The sequence below is a fragment of the Streptomyces roseicoloratus genome, assembly GCF_004117935.1.
In the GTDB taxonomy this organism is placed as follows: domain Bacteria; phylum Actinomycetota; class Actinomycetes; order Streptomycetales; family Streptomycetaceae; genus Streptomyces; species Streptomyces roseicoloratus.
In genome coordinates, this window is the sequence record NZ_SDOY01000112.1 from 76,425 (window position 1) to 91,901 (window position 15,477).

The window sequence follows — 15,477 nt, forward strand, 5'->3', positions numbered from 1 at the left end:
CGCGCCGCGCCTGCGGATCACGGTATCGCCCGGGCCTCGTAACTCGCCTGTGCGAAGGGGTACATGTGACGTCGGGATGTCGTCCTTCCGGGCCGGGACGCACGGGGTCCGGCGCGCCGGGGCGACCGCCGCCCACGGACCCGAATGTGTCACCTCGCGGGCCAGTGCGGGTGCAGCACGTCGATGCGGAAGTCGTGCGTGTGCCTCCGGCCGGTGCCCGCCAGGTGGGGGTGGCCGTCCGGCAGTTCGGGATGGGCGTGCCGCAGCTCCGCGGGGTCCGTCCTCGGCCACAGGCGTGCGGCGGCGACGGACGCGGCGAGCGCGAGCGCCGTGAGCGCGCCCGCCGCGACGGCCGGGCCCGCGCGGGCGGCGAGCCAGCCCGCCAGTGGGTAGGTCACGAGCCAGCAGGCGTGGGTGAGGGAGAAGCGGGCGGCGAAGGCGGCGGGAAGGTCGGGCGTTCCGGCCGACCTCCGTACGAGCCGTCCGCCCGGGGTGAGGACCGCCGAGGTCGCCGCGCCGATGAGCAGCCAGGCCGCGAGGAGCGCCGCCCAGGCCCAGGTGCCGCCCGCACCCGGCCCCGCCGCGGTGCCGTGCCCCGCCGTTCCGCGTGCCGCTCCCGGTGCCGCCGCCGTCCCCGCCGCGAGGGCGCCGAGCACCGCCGTCGTCACGAAGGCGGCCGGCAGCATGAGCGTGCGGTCGCCGACGCGGTCCAGGACCCGGGGCAGCAGCAGGGCCACGGTCAGGGAACCGGCACCGTACGCGCCGAGGGCGAGCGCCACGTCACCGGCGGAGCGGCCGAGGGTGTCGCGGACGAGGACGACGGTGTCGACCAGGACCATCGACCCGGCCGCCGCGACCACGAGGTCCAGGGCGAGCAGGGCCCGGAGGCGTGGGGTGGCGAGGAAGAGGCGCGTCCCGAAGGCCGCCCTGGCGTACGGGCCGCCGGTGCGCTCGACCGGCCGGGGCCCGGGCAGGAGCACGGAGACGACGAGGGCGCCGGACGCGGCGAAGCCCGCGGCGGTGCCGGCGAACAGCCACGCGTACGGGACGAGGGTGAGCAGAGCGGCGGCGAGGGCGGGGCTGACGAGGCTCTCCAGGTCGTAGGCGAGGCGGGAGAGGGAGAGCGCTCGGGTGTAGTCGCGCTCGGCGGGGAGGACTTCGGGGATGGTCGCCTGGAAGGTGGGCGTGAACGCGGCGGACGCGGTCTGCAGCAGGAAGATCAGCACGTACACCTGCCACACCTGTGTGACGAACGGCAGGGCGGGCGCGACGACCGCGCGGCTCGCGTCCATGGTCACCAGCAGGGCCCGGCGGGGGACGCGGTCGGCGAAGGCGCCGATCAGCGGGGCCACGCCCACGTAGGCGACCATCTTGATCGCCAGGGCGGTGCCGAGGACCGCGGAGGCGTCCTCGCCGGCGATGTCGTAGGCGAGCAGGCCGAGGGCCACGGTCGCGAGGCCGGTGCCGACGAGCGCGACGGCCTGGGCGGCGAACAGACGGCGGTACGTGCGGTTCCGCAGGACGGACAGCATGCGGCATCCCTCGTCCCTCGGTCGGCTGCGGGCACACCTCACGACTCCTCCGCCACCGTAGCCGACGTGTGCATGATTGCGCATGTGTTGACGTATTCGGCAAGCAGGCGCCGACGTGACGGGAGGGGCCGCAGGGATCGGCGGGGCTTGGGGGTCGGGCGCGTCCGGAGAGGCAGGCGGGAGCGAGTGAGAGCGGGCATTAGACTCGGGCAACGTGGCGGACACCCAGTACGAAGATCTGTTGAGGCACGTGCTCACTTCCGGGACGGCCAAGGCCGACCGGACGGGGACGGGCACCCGAAGCGTGTTCGGGCACCAGCTGCGCTACGACCTCTCCCAGGGGTTTCCGCTGGTCACGACCAAGAAGGTGCACCTCAAGTCGATCGTCGTCGAACTGCTGTGGTTCCTGCGCGGCGACTCCAACGTCGGCTGGCTGCACGAGCACGGCGTCACCATCTGGGACGAGTGGGCCGACGAGAAGGGCGACCTCGGGCCGGTCTACGGCGTGCAGTGGCGGTCCTGGCCCGCGCCCGACGGCCGGCACATCGACCAGATCGGCGAGATCCTCGACACCCTGCGCCGCGACCCCGACTCGCGCCGGATGATCGTCTCCGCCTGGAACGTCGCCGAGCTCGACCGCATGGCGCTCGCGCCCTGCCACGCGCTGTTCCAGTTCTACGTCGCCGACGGCAGGCTCTCCTGCCAGCTGTACCAGCGGAGCGCCGACCTGTTCCTCGGCGTGCCGTTCAACATCGCGAGCTACGCCCTGCTGACCCACATGGTGGCGCAGCAGGCCGGGCTCGAGCCGGGTGACTTCATCTGGACCGGCGGCGACTGCCACATCTACGACAACCACGTCGAGCAGGTGGAGGAGCAGCTCTCGCGCACGCCGTACGCGTTCCCCGAGCTGAAGCTGCACGCCGCGGACTCGCTCTTCACGTACGAGCGCTCCGACGTGGAGGTGCTGAACTACCGGCACCACCCGGCGATCAAGGCCCCGGTCGCGATCTGATGGGCGCGCAGCGGGAGCCCGGCAGGGACGTCGTGGCGGCGGAGGCCCTCGCACGGGGTGCCGTCGTACGCGATGCCGTTACCCCGGACGCCGTCGCGCCGATCGGTGTCGGCCTGATCTGGGCGCAGGCCGTCGACGGCGTGATCGGCGCCGCGAACACCATCCCGTGGCGCCTGCCCGAGGACATGGCCCACTTCAAGGCCACCACGCTCGGCCGGCCCGTGATCATGGGGCGCAGGACCTGGGACTCGCTGCCCGCACGGTTCCGCCCGCTGCCCGGTCGGCGCAACATCGTGGTGACGCGTGATCCCGAGTGGGCGGCGGAGGGCGCCGAGCGCGCCGGATCCGTCCCCGAGGCGCTCGCACTCGTCGCGGAGCCCGCGACCACCGGTGCGTCGGCCGCCGCCGCGGACGTCCCGGCCGGCGCCGGACCCGCGGTGTGGGTGATGGGCGGCGGCGAGATCTACCGCGCCGCCCTGCCGTACGCCACGACGGTCTCGGTGACCGAGATCGACACGACCGTGGAGGGCGGCGACACGTACGCCCCGGCCCTCGACCCGACGACGTGGACGGTCACCGAGGAGAAGGCCTCGGACGCCGGCACCGGGACGGGCACCGGCGCGGGCCCGGGCTGGGCCACGTCGACGACCGGCCTGCGCTACCGCATCCGGACCTTCGTCCGCGGCTGAGAAACGGGGCGGCCGAGCCGTCCCCCGGCTCGTTCCCGGGCCGGCACCCGCGCGTCAGTCGTGCCAGGGCTCGCCCGTCACCTGGTGGTCGGCGTGGCTGATGGCCTCCACGACCAGGCGCTTCATGTGGCCGTCCGGCAGCGAGTAGACCACCCGGCGGCCCTCCTTCCTCGACTCCACGAGCCCGCCGAGCCGCAGCTTGGCCAGGTGCTGGCTGACGGCGGGCCGGGCCGCGCCGACCGTCTCCGCGAGTGCGCTGACGTCCGACTCGGCGCGCGACAGCAGCCACACCAGGTGGAGGCGGGTGGGATCGGCGAGCAGCGAGAAGACGCGGGCGGCCGCGTCGAGTTCGCGGGCGCCGGGGGTGCGCTGATGCGCACCGGGGGTCGCGTCAGGGGTGCCGTCGCGTGGGGCCATGGGGGAATCGTAGGCACATCCCGCCGGGCGCCCGGACCGACCGGGTCGATCCGCCGGGATCGGACGCGCCGCGACGCGCACGCGCGGTCCGTGGCGGAGCGGCTGCCGCCCGCGAGACGGTGGCACGGTCGTCGGGGCCGTCGTGCGGGTAGACACCTGAGGTGAACACGATCGTCGCCGCTTCGCGCATCGAGCGGCTCCTGGAGGACGGGGTCCGCGGGCAGGTGTATCCCGGGGCCGCGTGGGCCGTCGGTGACGCCGGCGGACCGCTGGCGGGCGGGGGCGTCGGCGCGCTCGCGCCCGGGGAGCCGCCCCTCCGGCCCGGCGACGCGCTGTTCGACCTCGCGAGCCTCACCAAGGTCGTCTCCGTGTGGCCGGTCGTCGGCACGCTCGTCGAGAGCGGCAAGCTCCGACTCGACGTACGGCTCGGCGAGTTCTGGCCCGAGGCCGCCCCGCACCCGGTGGGCGACGTCACGCCGCTCCAGCTGCTCACCCACACCGCCGGACTGCCGCTGCGCGCCAACCTCCGCGCCCTGTACGGGACGGATCCGCAGGACGTACGGGACGGGGTGCTGCGCGAGCGGCTGCGGCGGCGGCCGGGTGAGGCGGTGGAGTACACCGACCGGGCCGCGCTCGTCCTCGGCTATCTCTCCGAGTTCCTGACCGGACGCCCCCTGCGCGAGCTGGCCGCGACCCGGGTGTGGGAGCCGCTGGGCATGACGGAGACGCGGTACGGGCCGCTGCCCGCGCCGCTGGCCCGGCGGACGGCGCCGACCGAGTACGACGAGGAGACCGGCGCCCATCTGCGCGGCACCGTGCACGACTTCTCCACCCGGCTGCTCGGCGGCGCGTGCGGCATCGCCGGGACCTTCTCCACCGCCGGCGACCTGGGGCGCTTCCTGCGGCAGGTGCTCGACCCGGTCCGGCCGCCGTTCGGCGCCGGGTGGGTGGCCGCGTCGCTGCGCGTACGGACCGGTGAACTCGTGCCGGCCCGGGGCCTGTTCTGGCACCTCGCCCCGGGCACCTCGGCCCGCGACGACGTCTGGGTGCACTACGGCTTCACCGGCACCGGCATGTGGGTCAGCCCCGCGCGCGGGCGTTGGGCCGTCCTGCTCACCAACAAGCTCTACTTCTCCCGTGCGACGGGCCCGGTGACCGCCGTCCGCGACGCCTTCCGCGAGGCCGTGTTCCCGCCCCGCTGACCACCGATGACGGACAGTGACGACGGTGACCGGATCAGGCCGGAATCGTTGCACGCCGTAAACGATCACGCGGAGGTGTGGCGGTGGGAGATCAGCGGACGGCGTTGATGACGGGGGCCGGGACCGGGGCGGGGGCCGGGACCGGGGCAGCCGGAGAACCCGGGGACGCGGTCGAGGCGCCGGGATCGACCCCGGCCTCCGGAGCAGCTGCGGCCCCGGAGGCAACGGCGGCCCCCGGAGCAACGGCGGCTGCCGGAGCAGCTGTGGCCGCCGGAACGGCCGTGGCCTCCGGGGCGCCCGCGGCGCTCCTCCTCGGCGAGCCCTCCGGCGTACGCCGGGCGGCCGGCGAACTGGCCGACGGGCTCGCGGTGGTGCACGGCTTCGCGAACTTCTACGCCCTGACCGCCCGTCCCGATCCCGACGTCCTCGCACGGGTCGACCGGCTGAAAGGCCGGCCGGAGGGGCGGACCGGCAGCGTGACCACGGTGCCGTCACTGGTTCCCGGCCTCTTCGACTGGACCCTGCTCCCCGCCGAACTGCCCCGCAGACAGGTGTGGTCGCTGATGGAGGAGCTGTACGAGCTCGGGCCGTTCGGCTTCCGGGGGCCGGCAGCCGGCCGGCTGCCGGGGCATCTGACGGCGGTGGGCGACGGCGTGCGGACCGTGCAGGTCGTCGCGCCCGGCCGGCACTGCCCGTCGAACGAGTTCCTGGCCGCGGCCCTCGAACGCCTCCACTCCGGGGCCGCGCCCCACGCCGGGCCCGCCACCGGCCCTCACGCCGGGCCTCACGCCGGACCTCACGCAGGGCCTCCCGCCGCCGGCAGCGGCGGCTACCTGCTCGTCACCTCCGCCAACCGCTCCCGCGAGCTGCCCCACTGGCGCGGGGACGGCGCGGTACGGGACTTCGGGCGCGAGCCCGGCGTGCGGATCCTCGCGCATCAAGACGACGAGGCCGCGCGGCGGCGGTACCCGTTCCACGCGCCCGTGTCGGTGAGCGTCGTGTCCTTCCACCGTGCCGCCGGGCACGGCCGGTCGGGGCTGCCCGCGCTGACGCTGGAGCGGCCCGGCTCGCTCTCGGCCGAGCACATCCGGTCCGTGGCCGCGAACCACGGCTTCTCGCTCGTCCTCGCCCCGGCTGCCGCCGGTCCGGCGCCCGGTCCGCGCGTCTATCTGCCGCCCGTGCGCCGGTAGCCGTAGGCGCGCAGGAAGGCCGCGACGCCGCCGCGCAGCAGGCGCTCGGTCTCGGCCCCGGGGAGCGGCACGACGCCGTAGTGGGAGCGCTGGAGGACGGTGGCCGAGGTGAGGGCCAGGAAGTGGCCGCTCGCCAGCGGGGCGTCGCCGTGCAGGTCGAGGAGGCCGCCGTCGGCGAGCGCGGTGAAGGCGGCGGTGAGCGCGGCGGCGACCGGTGCCGGTCCCGCGTCCTGCCAGGCCGCGCGGACCTCGGCGGGGACGTGGTCGGCCTCGGCGGAGAGGTGGCGGACCAGGGCGAAGTGGTCCGGGTATGCGGCGATGAGGTCGGTGAACGCGCGGGCGAGGGCGACCAGATCGCGTTCGAGCGCGTCGGGGTGGGGCAGCCGCTCGGGGTCCACGAGGGCGTTCAGGCGGGCGAGTTGGGCGTCCCGTACCTGCTGGGACGTCCAGGTGACGACCGTCTGGAAGAGCTGGGCCTTGCCGCCCGGGAAGTGGTTGTAGAGCGTGCGCGTCGAGACGCCTGCGGCGGCGGCCAGCGCGTCGACGGAGGCGCGCGCGTAGCCCTCGCGGCCGAAGGTCGCGCAGGCCGCGCGAACCATCGCCATCTGTTTCTCCCGCTTGCGGGGCGGGACTTCGCTCCGGGCCGGCTCCGTCCAGGCGTCGTCGGTGCTGCTGCTCATGACAGCACTGTACCCACGCCCACCCGACCACGTACAACGCACGTTGCACTTTTTACAACGAGCGTTGTACCTTCCTGGTGTGCCGGACGCAGAAGGTGCCCGGCCGACTCGTCGAGGGGGAACAGTCATGTCCGGAACCACTGCGACCACGGCAACGGCGACGACCACCGCGGCCACCGCCGCGACGCACGCGCCGCTCCGCGTCGTCGTCCTGGTCGGCAGCGTCCGCGACGGCAGCACGGCGCCTGCCATCGCCGCCTGGTTCACCGGCGTCGCGGAGCAGTACGGCGGCCTGGAGCTCGACGTGCTCGACCTCGCCGGGGTCGACCTGCCGCTGGCCATGCCCGCCTGGGGCGGACTGCCGAGCGACCGTGCGACGGCCGCGCTCGACGGGGTCACGCCGCGGCTCGCCGCCGCCGACGCCTTCGTGGTCGTCACGCCCGAGTACAACCACAGCTTCCCGGCCGCCCTGAAGAACGTCATCGACTGGCACCGGCCCGAATGGCCGGCCAAGCCGGTCGGCTTCGTCTCGTACGGCGGGATAGGCGGCGGACTGCGGGCCGTCGAGCAGCTCCGGCTGGTCTTCGCCGAGATGCACGCCACCACCGTGCGCGACTCGGTGAGCCTGCACGGACCGTGGTCGGCGTTCGGCGAGGACGGCGCGCCGCGCGACGCGGCGGTCACGGAGGGCGCCGCCAAGGGCATGCTCGGCCAGCTCGTCTGGTGGGGACGGGCGCTGCGTACCGCCCGGGCCGCCCTGCCGTACCAGGCCTGAGGGGGACCCGGTCATGAGCAGGACGGACGTACGTGCCGGAACCTCCGCTTCCCCGGCCGCGGCTCCCACCGCGGCCCCCACCGCCGGGACGCCGCTCGACCGGGTGCTCGTCGTCACCATCCTGGGCTCCGTCATGGCCGTCCTGGACATGACGATCGTCAACGTGGCCCTGCGCAGCCTTTCCGAGGCCTTCCTCGCCCCGCTGGAGACCATCCAGTGGACCGCCACCGCCTACACCCTCGCGCTCGCCGCCGTCATCCCGACCGCCGCCTGGGCCATGGGCCGCATCGGCGCCAGGCGCACGTACCTCACCGCGCTCCTCCTCTTCACCCTCGGCTCGCTGCTCGCCGCACTCGCCTGGGACGCGGGCAGTCTGATCGCCTTCCGCGCCGTCCAGGGACTCGGCGGCGGACTGCTCATGCCGGTCGGCATGACGATGGTGATGAGGGCCGCCGACCCCGCCCGGATGGGACGGGCGATGGCACTGGGCGGACTGCCCGTCCTGGTGGGTCCGGTGCTCGGTCCCACCCTCGGCGGCTGGCTCGTCGACGTCGCCTCCTGGCACTGGATCTTCCTGGTCAACCTGCCGCTGGGCATGGTGGCCCTGGTGCTCGCCGGGCGGCTGCTGCGTCCCGACGCGCCGCGCGCCGGCGCCCCGGCGCCCTGCCTGGACGTCCCCGGGCTGCTGATGCTCTCCCCCGGCCTCGCCCTGCTCCTGTACGGACTCGCGCGCGGCGGCGAGGGCGGCCCGGCCGCCGGCGGGTTCACCGCGCCCGGCGCCCTGCTGCCCGCGGCGGCCGGAGTGCTCCTCGTCGCGGGCTTCGTACGGCGCGCCCTGACGGCGCGTGAGCCGCTGCTCGACCTGCGGCTGCTCCGCGACCGCACGTTCGCGGCCGGGATCGGCACCCTCGCGCTGTTCGCCTGCGGCTACTTCGGCTCGATGCTGCTCGGTCCGGTGTACTGGCAGGCGGCCCGCGGGTTCAGCGCGGGAACGGCCGGACTCCTCGCGGCCCCGATCGGGATCGCCGTCGGCGGGACGATGCAGATCGCCGCCCGCCGCGTCGACACCTCCTCGCCGCGGCGTCTGGTCCCGGCGGGCGCCGCCCTCGCCGCCTTCGGCATGGGACTCTCGGCCCTGCAGACCGGTGTCGAGGGCGTGGCGGTCTGGCGGGTGGTCGGCGCGGCGCTGGTGATGGGTGTCGGCGCGGGCATGGTCATGATGCCGACCATGACCACCGCGAGCCGGAACCTGCCGAAGGAGCGGATGGCGGCGGCGAGCACCGCGCTGAGCATCACCTCGCAGCTCGGCGCGTCGGTGGGCACGGCGCTGTGCTCGGTGGTCCTCGGCGCGGCGGGCACCGACCCGGCCGGCTTCCGGATCACGTACGCGGTCGCGGCGGCGCTGCCGGCCCTGGCGCTCGTACCCGCGCTGTTCCTCCCGGGCCGCCGGCCCTGAACGCCGCCCGGACGCCCCGAGTCCGGGCCGTCTCGGCCGGATCTCGGCCGACCCGCGTCAGCGCGCCCCCGCGAGGGTGACGCCCAGCCACACCGCGCCGAGTCCGGCCGCGACGCTCCCGAGGACGTTGGCCGCCGCGTAGCCGCGCGCGCCGGTCTCGTACAGCTTCAGCGTCTCGTACGAGAACGTCGAGTACGTGGTGAGCGCACCGCACAGACCGGTGCCGAGGAGCAGCCCCGCGCGGGTGGAGGCGACGCCGGTGAGCAGGCCGAGGACGAACGAGCCGACGACGTTCACCGTGAACGTGCCCCAGGGGAAGACGGAGTCGTGGCGGGCCTGGACGGCGCGGTCGGTGAGGTAGCGCAGCGGCGCGCCGACGGCGGCGCCCGCGACGACGAGCAGCCAGTTCACCCCCGCGGCTCCCGGCCACCGCGAGCGGGCCCGTCGCCGTCGCCGCGCCCGTACCGGTCCGCGTCCGCGGCTCCGGGCCCGTCCGGACGCCGCGGCGGGGCGGCCGGCCCGTACCGTACGACCTCGCAGGGGTCGAGCAGGACGAGTCCGCCGTCCGTGAGGAGCTCGTCCAGCTCCGGCAGGAAGGCCCGTACGCGCTCCTCCGTGTCCACGACGAGGATCGCGACCGGCAGGTCGTCGCCGAGCGAGAGCAGCCGGGCGGTGTGCACGAGTGCGGAGGAGCCGAAGCCCTCGACGCCGTGGAAGACGGAGGCGCCGGCGAGCCCGGCGGCGTGCGCGCGGTGCACGATCTCGGTGGACAGCGGCCGGTGGTGCCAGGTGTCGTTCTCGCCGACGAGGACGGTCAGGCGCAGCGCGGGGCCCGAGAGGCGGGTCATGACGGTCTCCTTCCTCCGGCGGCCCGGGCCGCGACGACGCCCGCCCAGACGGCGGCGAGCGCGGCGACCGCGGTGCCGCCCAGGTAGAGCAGGGCACGCGGGGCGTCACCGCCGGCGAGCAGCCGCTGGATGTCGAGCGTGTACGTCGAGAAGGTGGTGAAGCCGCCGCAGACGCCGGTGCCGAGGAAGGGCCGCAGCAACGGGTGCGGCGGGGAGGCCGTCTCGGTCGCGAACACCATCAGCGCGCCGAGGAAGGCGCACCCGGCCGCGTTGACGGTGAGGATCGTCCAGGGGAAGGCCCCGGCCGGGGTGGACCAGGCGAGGGTCGCCGCGTAACGGGCCGTGGCACCGAGTGCGCCGCCCGCGGCGACCGCCCCGACGACCGGTAGCTGCGCGCGGAGTCCCATGAGGCCAGATTAGGGCCGTGCGGCCGCCCACCCGGCGCGGGGCTCGGGACACGGGCGGGAGGAACGAGGCGCACAGGCACGGTCTCCGGCCTGGGGCATTAACCGGAGTCCGGCCCGTGCTGCCTCACGTTGATGTTCCGGGCGGGGCGTCGCACCGGTCAAAGCCCGTGCGGCGAGTCTGTCAGATCCCCCCACGGGGTATGACGGCCCCGGATCGGACCGGTGCGGGGCCGGTGCGGGGGCTCCGGAGAGGGGTTCCCGCCAGGGGGGTGTGGTCCGGCCACCACCAGGCGGCTCAGACGGGTGCCGGCTACACCTCCTCCTGGCGGCGCGGAGAGGAGACCGTGGAGGTGCAGCGGGAGGGAGCTGCACAACCCCCCATGGCAGGAGTGTCGTGAGTACATCCGTCGCAACCAGGTTCAGGACCGTCACCGCGCACCGGGACGCGGCCGGCGAGGACGTGTACGGCGAACTCTGCGCCGCGCTCTTCTCCGGTTTCCCGCGCCGCGACCAGCGGATGAAGGCCGAGCAGTACCTGAGCGGTCTGCTGACCGCGCAGGGCCGCAAGTCCATCCGCAACATCGCCGCGCAGATCGGCGGCCCGGCCGCCGAGCAGAGCCTGCACCACTTCATCTCCAGTTCCACCTGGGACTGGCGGCCGATGCGGGCGGAGCTCGCCCGGTTCGTCCAGCGGACCGGCTCGCCGCAGGCCTGGGTGGTCCGGCCCATGCCGATACCGAAGGCCGGGCAGCACTCGGTCGGCGTCGACCGGCGCTTCGACCCCGAGCGCGGCCAGGTCTTCCGCGGCCAGCAGGCGTTCGGCGTGTGGTTCGCCTCCGAGGAGACCAGCGTCCCCGTCAACTGGCGGCTGTTCCTGCCCGATCCGTGGGTCAAGGACCCGACGCGGCGCGACCGCGCCGAGGTGCCCGAGGGCGCGGCGGAGGAGACGCTCGAGGAGTGCGCGGTCAACGCGGCGCTCGACACCGCCCGCTGGCCCGAGGTGGCGCGCAAGCCGCTGCTGCTCGACATCCGCGGCGGCGCCGGCCGGGCGGCCCTGCACCGGCTGGCGCTCGCGGGCGTCCCGGTGGTGGCCCGGATCGGCACGGGCTGCCGGCTGACCGTCGCGGACCGCTCGCTGCCGGGCTTCGGCGCCGGGCCGCTCACCGCGCTGCAGATCCTGGAGTCCCTGAAGGGGCTGCGCCGCCCGGTCAGCTGGGTGGACTCGGCGGCCGGTGTGCGCACCTCGCGCACCTCCCTCGCCACGGCCGTTCGCGTCACCCTGCCCGTTCCGGCGGGCGAGCGGCAGCGGCCGCTGCTCCTGCTCGGCGAGTGGGACGACCCGCGGCGCGCCCCGGCCCGGCTGTGGATCACCGACCTGACCGGTTCGGCGGTCGGCCCGCTGCTGCGGCTCACCAAGCTGTCGCGGCGGGTGGAGCGGGACTTCCGGTCGGTCGGCGAGGGCGCGGGCCTGCGGGACTTCGTGGGCCGCTCGTTCCGCGGCTGGCACCGGCACATCACGCTGGCCTCCGCGGCCCACGCGGCGACCGTGCTGGCGACGGCCGACCAGGGCGCCCCGTACGCGACGGTTCCCGCCCGCTCGGCGGGCTGAGGCGGCGTCGGGCCCGCGAGCGACAGGCGGGCCGGGGCCCAGGTCCAGCCGGCGTCGGCGCCTGGTGACAGACGGCGGCGCGGACCGAGCCGAGGCGGCGGCCTCGCACGACGGACAGGGTCGGGGACGGGGCCGGGAACGCTCCGTTCCCGGCCCCGTCCCGCCGTCCCTCCGGACCGCCGTCCCGCCGTCCCTCCGGACCGGGGTCCGGGAGTTGGGGCTCCCGGACCCCGTACTCATGCCCCGTACGCCTCTGGCAGACCTCCGCCGCCCCTCCCGTGCCCGGCGCCCGCGCGCCGCATCCGGCGGCGGAACCACGCCGTTCCTCCGGACGCGGACCGCCCTACGGGGCGTCCTTGCCCGGCCCCGTCTGGCGGGTCTCGCCGAGGGCGGCGCGGCGGCGGGCGAGGACCTCGCGGGTGCGCTGGAGACGCAGCGCCAGCTGCACCTCCAGGACCTGGCCGGGCTTCTGCCACTCCGGGCCCAGGAGCTCGCCGATCCGCTCCAGGCGGCGCGAGACCGTGTTCGGGTGGACGTGCAGGGCCTCGGCCGCGTTGGTGGGACTGCCGCCCGAGGCGAAGTACGCCTCCAGGGTGTGGGTGAGGTCCGTGAACCGCTCGGCGTCGTAGTCCAGGACCGGCCCGATCGCCGACTCCACGAAACCGTCCACGTCGTGGTCGTCGGACAGCAGCAGTCCGAGGAAGCCCAGGTCCTCCACGGACGCCGCCGCTCCCGTGCCGCCGAGGGCGCTCATCGCGTCCAGGCAGCGCATGCCCTCCTGGTAGAGCCGTCCCACGCTGTCCGGGCTCCAGCCGGGGCCGGCCGCGCCCACCGAGACCGGGTGGCCGAGCAGCGGGGCGAGTTCGCCGGAGACGGCCTTCGCGGCGGCGGACGCGTCCACCCCGGGCAGCAGCAGCACGATGCAGCCGCCCTGCACGGTCTTCAGTCCCGCCATCCGGTACGCGTACGAGGACGCCCAGACCACCGCGCGGCCCTGTTCGCCGCCCTCGGGGCGGGCCACCACCAGGACGTGCGGCTTGCGCAGGTCGATGCCGAGGCGGCGGGCGCGCTGGGCGATCTGCTGCGGGGCGTGCTGCGGCTCGGCGAGCAGGTCGTCGAGGAGCTCGTCGCGGACGGGGCCCTCGGCGACGGCGGTGGAGCGCTGCATGAGGAGCAGGAAGGCGACGGACTGGGCGGCGAGTTCGAGCAGCCGCTCGTCCTCGCCGGTGAGGCCGGTCGTGGCGCGTACGACGAGGACGCCGAGGTCCTCGGAGCCGGCGATGACGGGCGCGACCCACGTCTGCTCGGCGCCGTCGTCCACCCCGCTGCCGCCGGACTCGTCGGCGCGCACCGGGCGGCGGCCCGCGTGCGCGTCGAGCGAGGCCTTCGCCACGGCGTCCTCGTCCAGGCCGGTGATCTCGCCGGTGGCGGCGAGCGTGCGACCGCCGGTGTCGCGGACGAGGACGCACGCGTCGAGGGCGTCACCGGCGGCCTTGGCGACGCCGAGCAGATCGCCGCCGGACAGCACCAGGTTCATGATCCTGCGATGAGCCTCGCCGATGTAGCGCATGCGCGTGAGCGCGGTGCGGGCGCGGGAGCTGTCCTCTTCGAGTTCGGTGACCTCGGCCGTGGTCTGGGCGAGGAGTCCGGCCTTCTCCGTGGCGACGGCGGCCAGGTCGGCGAGCGGGACGAGCAGTCCGAGCTCGCCGTCCGCGAACCTGCGGGCCCGGCGGTCGGCACCGTACAGCAGGCCGAGGACGGTGTCGCCGATCCGCAGCGGCACGGCGAGGACGGAGCGCAGTCCCTCCGTACGGACGAGCTCGTCGACCGGGGCCAGGTGCGGGAAGCGGTCGTCCGTCAGATAGTCGTCGGTCCAGGCCGGTCCGCCGGTCGCGTGGACGAGTCCGCCGATGCCCTCGGTGTCGAGGGCGCCGGAGCAGGCGGCGGCGTCGAAGGCGGTGAGGCCGCCTTCGGCGCTGTGCAGCACGCGGACGCCGCGCGCGTCGCGGAGGGTGACACAGGCCACGTCCAGGTCCAGCAGCCGCCGGGCCCGGCGGACGACCAGGCGCAGCAGCCCGTCCAGGTCGTACGGGAAGGTGAGGTCGCGGGCGGTGTCGGCGAGGACGTCGAGCCCCGCCTCGCGCTGCTCGCGGCGGGCGAACGAGCGGCCGATGCCGGTGGCGAGGTGCACGGCCCTTTCCAGACGGGCGAGTTCGGCCGGCGGCGGGCCGGTCACACGGGCCTCGTCGAGCAGTTCGGCGAACCGCTCGGTCGGCGCCTGCTGGGCCAGCAGCTCCAGCACGGAGAGCGCGTCCACGCCCCCGCCCCCGTCCGTGCCGTGGTCGGACATGTCTCAACTCCCGCTGTTGAGCAGAACCGGGTGTCGCCGTCCGCACCCGTACCGCTGGCCGAAACTAGATCGGACGTGCACGGCGGTCAACGGTGAGATCGACTGCTTCATTCCCGTTCGTTCCTCTTCCGCCCGATTGCACCCGCTCCAGTGTGCCGGTCCGCTGCCGCGCGCCTTCCCGGGGGCGGGCCATCGCCACGCCCACGCGGGCGCCGCACATGTGAGCGCGTGTCAGGCGGGCGCGCCCGCGACGGCCGGTACGAGCCGGAGGGGGCGCAGCCACGCCGCCTGCGCCTGCCACTGCGCCGGGGCCGGCACCGGCACCTGCGTGGGCACGCGGGGCCGGGGGACCTCCCGTACGGTCAGCAGCGAGCGGTGCAGCCGGCGCAGGCGCGCCGAGGGTTCCCGGCCGCCGTCGGCGCTCAGGGCCGCGCAGAGCCGGTGGTAGACCTCCACGGCGTCGTCGGTGCGGCCGGAGCGCAGCAGGGCGACCATGAATTGGGCGTGCAGCGACTCGTTGACGGGGTGGCGGGCGACGAGCACGGCGAGTTCGGGCACCAGCTCGGCGTGCCGGCCGAGTCCCAGTCGGGCCTCGACCCACTGGTCGAGCACGCTGAGCCGGGATGCCTCGAGCCGCTCGCCCTCCGCGCGCAGCCCGGGGCCGGCGTCGACGCCCGCGTACGGCTCGCCGCGCCACAGGGCCAGGGCCTCGCCGAGCCGGAGCGCGGCGCGCGCGAGGTCGCCCGTCTCCATGGCGCGGTATCCGGCGCCGGCCGCGCGCTCGAACTGCCGGACGTCGTGGGAGCCGCCGCCGGTGTCGAGCCGGTAGCCGCCGGACTGGGCGGCGAGCACGGTCTCGGCGGTGCGTCCGTCCGCCGCCGGCCGGTCCTCCGCGCCACGGCCGGCGCCCCGGCCGTCGTTCAGCGCGGCGGCGATCAGCGAGCGCAGCCCCAGGATGTGGGAGTGGAGCTCGGCGCGCGCTCCGCGCGGAGCGCCCGACGGCCACAGCTCCTCCATGAGGACGGAGACCGGGACGACCTGGTCGGCTCGGGCGGCGAGCAGCGCGAGCAGTTGTCGCGGTGCGGCGGCGGTCGGGGTGATCGACACCCCGTTCTCGCGCACCGAAAGTCCCCCCAGGATCCGGACGTCCACGTTGCCCCCTCAGCATCTGCGCACGGGATGACCCTCGACGATTAGAAAAGAGACCGCGCGGCATGTCAATAAGAAACCGGACGGTATGGAATCACTGGACCCTGCGGACGGCTTTTTTGCCCGTTTTGCACCGTCTTGCGGCCATGGAAAGGTCGTCA

At 75.2% G+C, this 15,477-nt stretch carries 15 protein-coding genes; 7 read left to right on the forward strand and 8 right to left on the reverse strand.

The window, feature by feature from the left end; translation table 11 throughout:
* Positions 1–149: 149 nt before the first annotated feature.
* Complete coding sequence (locus tag ESG85_RS13720; RefSeq protein WP_128978973.1) at positions 150–1,532, reverse strand: MFS transporter; 1,383 nt, start codon at positions 1,530–1,532, stop codon at positions 150–152.
* A 214-nt stretch (positions 1,533–1,746) separates the two neighbouring features.
* Here ESG85_RS13720 and ESG85_RS13725 point away from each other — a divergent pair, with 214 nt between their 5' ends.
* Entirely contained in the window at positions 1,747–2,544 is a 798-nt protein-coding gene (locus ESG85_RS13725) for a thymidylate synthase (RefSeq protein ID WP_128978975.1), read from the forward strand.
* 101 nt (positions 2,545–2,645) lie between these two features.
* Positions 2,646–3,233, forward strand: coding sequence for a dihydrofolate reductase (locus ESG85_RS13730; RefSeq protein WP_128979160.1), 588 nt, complete (start codon positions 2,646–2,648; stop codon positions 3,231–3,233).
* Between the two features lie 54 nt (positions 3,234–3,287).
* Here ESG85_RS13730 and ESG85_RS13735 read toward each other — a convergent pair whose 3' ends face one another.
* Positions 3,288–3,650, reverse strand: coding sequence for an ArsR/SmtB family transcription factor (locus tag ESG85_RS13735; protein ID WP_128978977.1), 363 nt, complete (start codon positions 3,648–3,650; stop codon positions 3,288–3,290).
* Positions 3,651–3,811: 161 nt separating this feature from the next.
* Between ESG85_RS13735 and ESG85_RS13740 the strand changes: the two genes are divergently transcribed.
* Both ESG85_RS13740 and ESG85_RS13745 read left to right on the forward strand, forming a co-directional pair.
* The gene (locus tag ESG85_RS13740; RefSeq protein WP_246094994.1) at positions 3,812–4,852 is read left to right on the forward strand and encodes a serine hydrolase domain-containing protein; all 1,041 of its coding nucleotides are present in this window, start codon (positions 3,812–3,814) and stop codon (positions 4,850–4,852) included.
* A gap of 263 nt (positions 4,853–5,115) precedes the next feature.
* Positions 5,116–6,042, forward strand: a complete 927-nt coding sequence (locus tag ESG85_RS13745; RefSeq protein WP_246094996.1) for a hypothetical protein — start codon at positions 5,116–5,118, stop codon at positions 6,040–6,042.
* On the opposite strand, the gene ESG85_RS13750 is transcribed toward ESG85_RS13745, so the two are convergent.
* The gene (locus ESG85_RS13750; protein WP_128978979.1) at positions 6,018–6,722 is read right to left on the reverse strand and encodes a TetR/AcrR family transcriptional regulator; all 705 of its coding nucleotides are present in this window, start codon (positions 6,720–6,722) and stop codon (positions 6,018–6,020) included. The two genes, ESG85_RS13745 and ESG85_RS13750, sit on opposite strands and share 25 nt — an antisense overlap.
* 127 nt (positions 6,723–6,849) lie before the next feature.
* On the opposite strand from ESG85_RS13750, the gene ESG85_RS13755 reads away from it, so the two are divergent.
* Both ESG85_RS13755 and ESG85_RS13760 read left to right on the forward strand, forming a co-directional pair.
* Entirely contained in the window at positions 6,850–7,497 is a 648-nt protein-coding gene (locus ESG85_RS13755) for an NADPH-dependent FMN reductase (protein WP_128978981.1), read from the forward strand.
* A 13-nt stretch (positions 7,498–7,510) separates the two neighbouring features.
* Positions 7,511–8,953, forward strand: a complete 1,443-nt coding sequence (locus ESG85_RS13760; protein ID WP_128978983.1) for a DHA2 family efflux MFS transporter permease subunit — start codon at positions 7,511–7,513, stop codon at positions 8,951–8,953.
* A 57-nt stretch (positions 8,954–9,010) separates the two neighbouring features.
* On the opposite strand, the gene crcB is transcribed toward ESG85_RS13760, so the two are convergent.
* Genes crcB through ESG85_RS13775 form a run of 3 tightly spaced genes read right to left on the reverse strand, consistent with a single transcriptional unit; the run spans position 9,011 to position 10,208 of the window.
* The gene (gene crcB, locus ESG85_RS13765) at positions 9,011–9,364 is read right to left on the reverse strand and encodes a fluoride efflux transporter CrcB (RefSeq protein ID WP_128978985.1); all 354 of its coding nucleotides are present in this window, start codon (positions 9,362–9,364) and stop codon (positions 9,011–9,013) included.
* Positions 9,361–9,801 carry a DUF190 domain-containing protein gene (locus ESG85_RS13770; RefSeq protein ID WP_128978987.1) on the reverse strand — a complete coding sequence of 147 codons (441 nt, stop codon included), beginning with the start codon at positions 9,799–9,801 and terminating at the stop codon, positions 9,361–9,363. The genes crcB and ESG85_RS13770 overlap by 4 nt, the downstream gene beginning before the upstream one ends.
* Entirely contained in the window at positions 9,798–10,208 is a 411-nt protein-coding gene (locus ESG85_RS13775; RefSeq protein ID WP_128978989.1) for a FluC/FEX family fluoride channel, read from the reverse strand. Before ESG85_RS13775 ends, ESG85_RS13770 begins: the two co-directional genes overlap by 4 nt.
* A gap of 394 nt (positions 10,209–10,602) precedes the next feature.
* On the opposite strand from ESG85_RS13775, the gene ESG85_RS13780 reads away from it, so the two are divergent.
* On the forward strand, positions 10,603–11,817 hold the full coding sequence (locus ESG85_RS13780) for an IS701 family transposase (RefSeq protein WP_128978991.1): 1,215 nt from the start codon (positions 10,603–10,605) through the stop codon (positions 11,815–11,817).
* A gap of 343 nt (positions 11,818–12,160) precedes the next feature.
* Here the strand turns inward: ESG85_RS13780 and ESG85_RS13785 are convergent, their stop codons facing one another.
* Positions 12,161–14,167 (reverse strand): helix-turn-helix domain-containing protein, encoded by a 2,007-nt coding sequence (locus ESG85_RS13785; protein WP_128978992.1) that lies wholly within the window; start codon positions 14,165–14,167, stop codon positions 12,161–12,163.
* Between the two features lie 231 nt (positions 14,168–14,398).
* On the reverse strand, positions 14,399–15,319 hold the full coding sequence (locus tag ESG85_RS13790; RefSeq protein WP_128978994.1) for an AfsR/SARP family transcriptional regulator: 921 nt from the start codon (positions 15,317–15,319) through the stop codon (positions 14,399–14,401).
* Positions 15,320–15,477 lie beyond the last annotated feature (158 nt).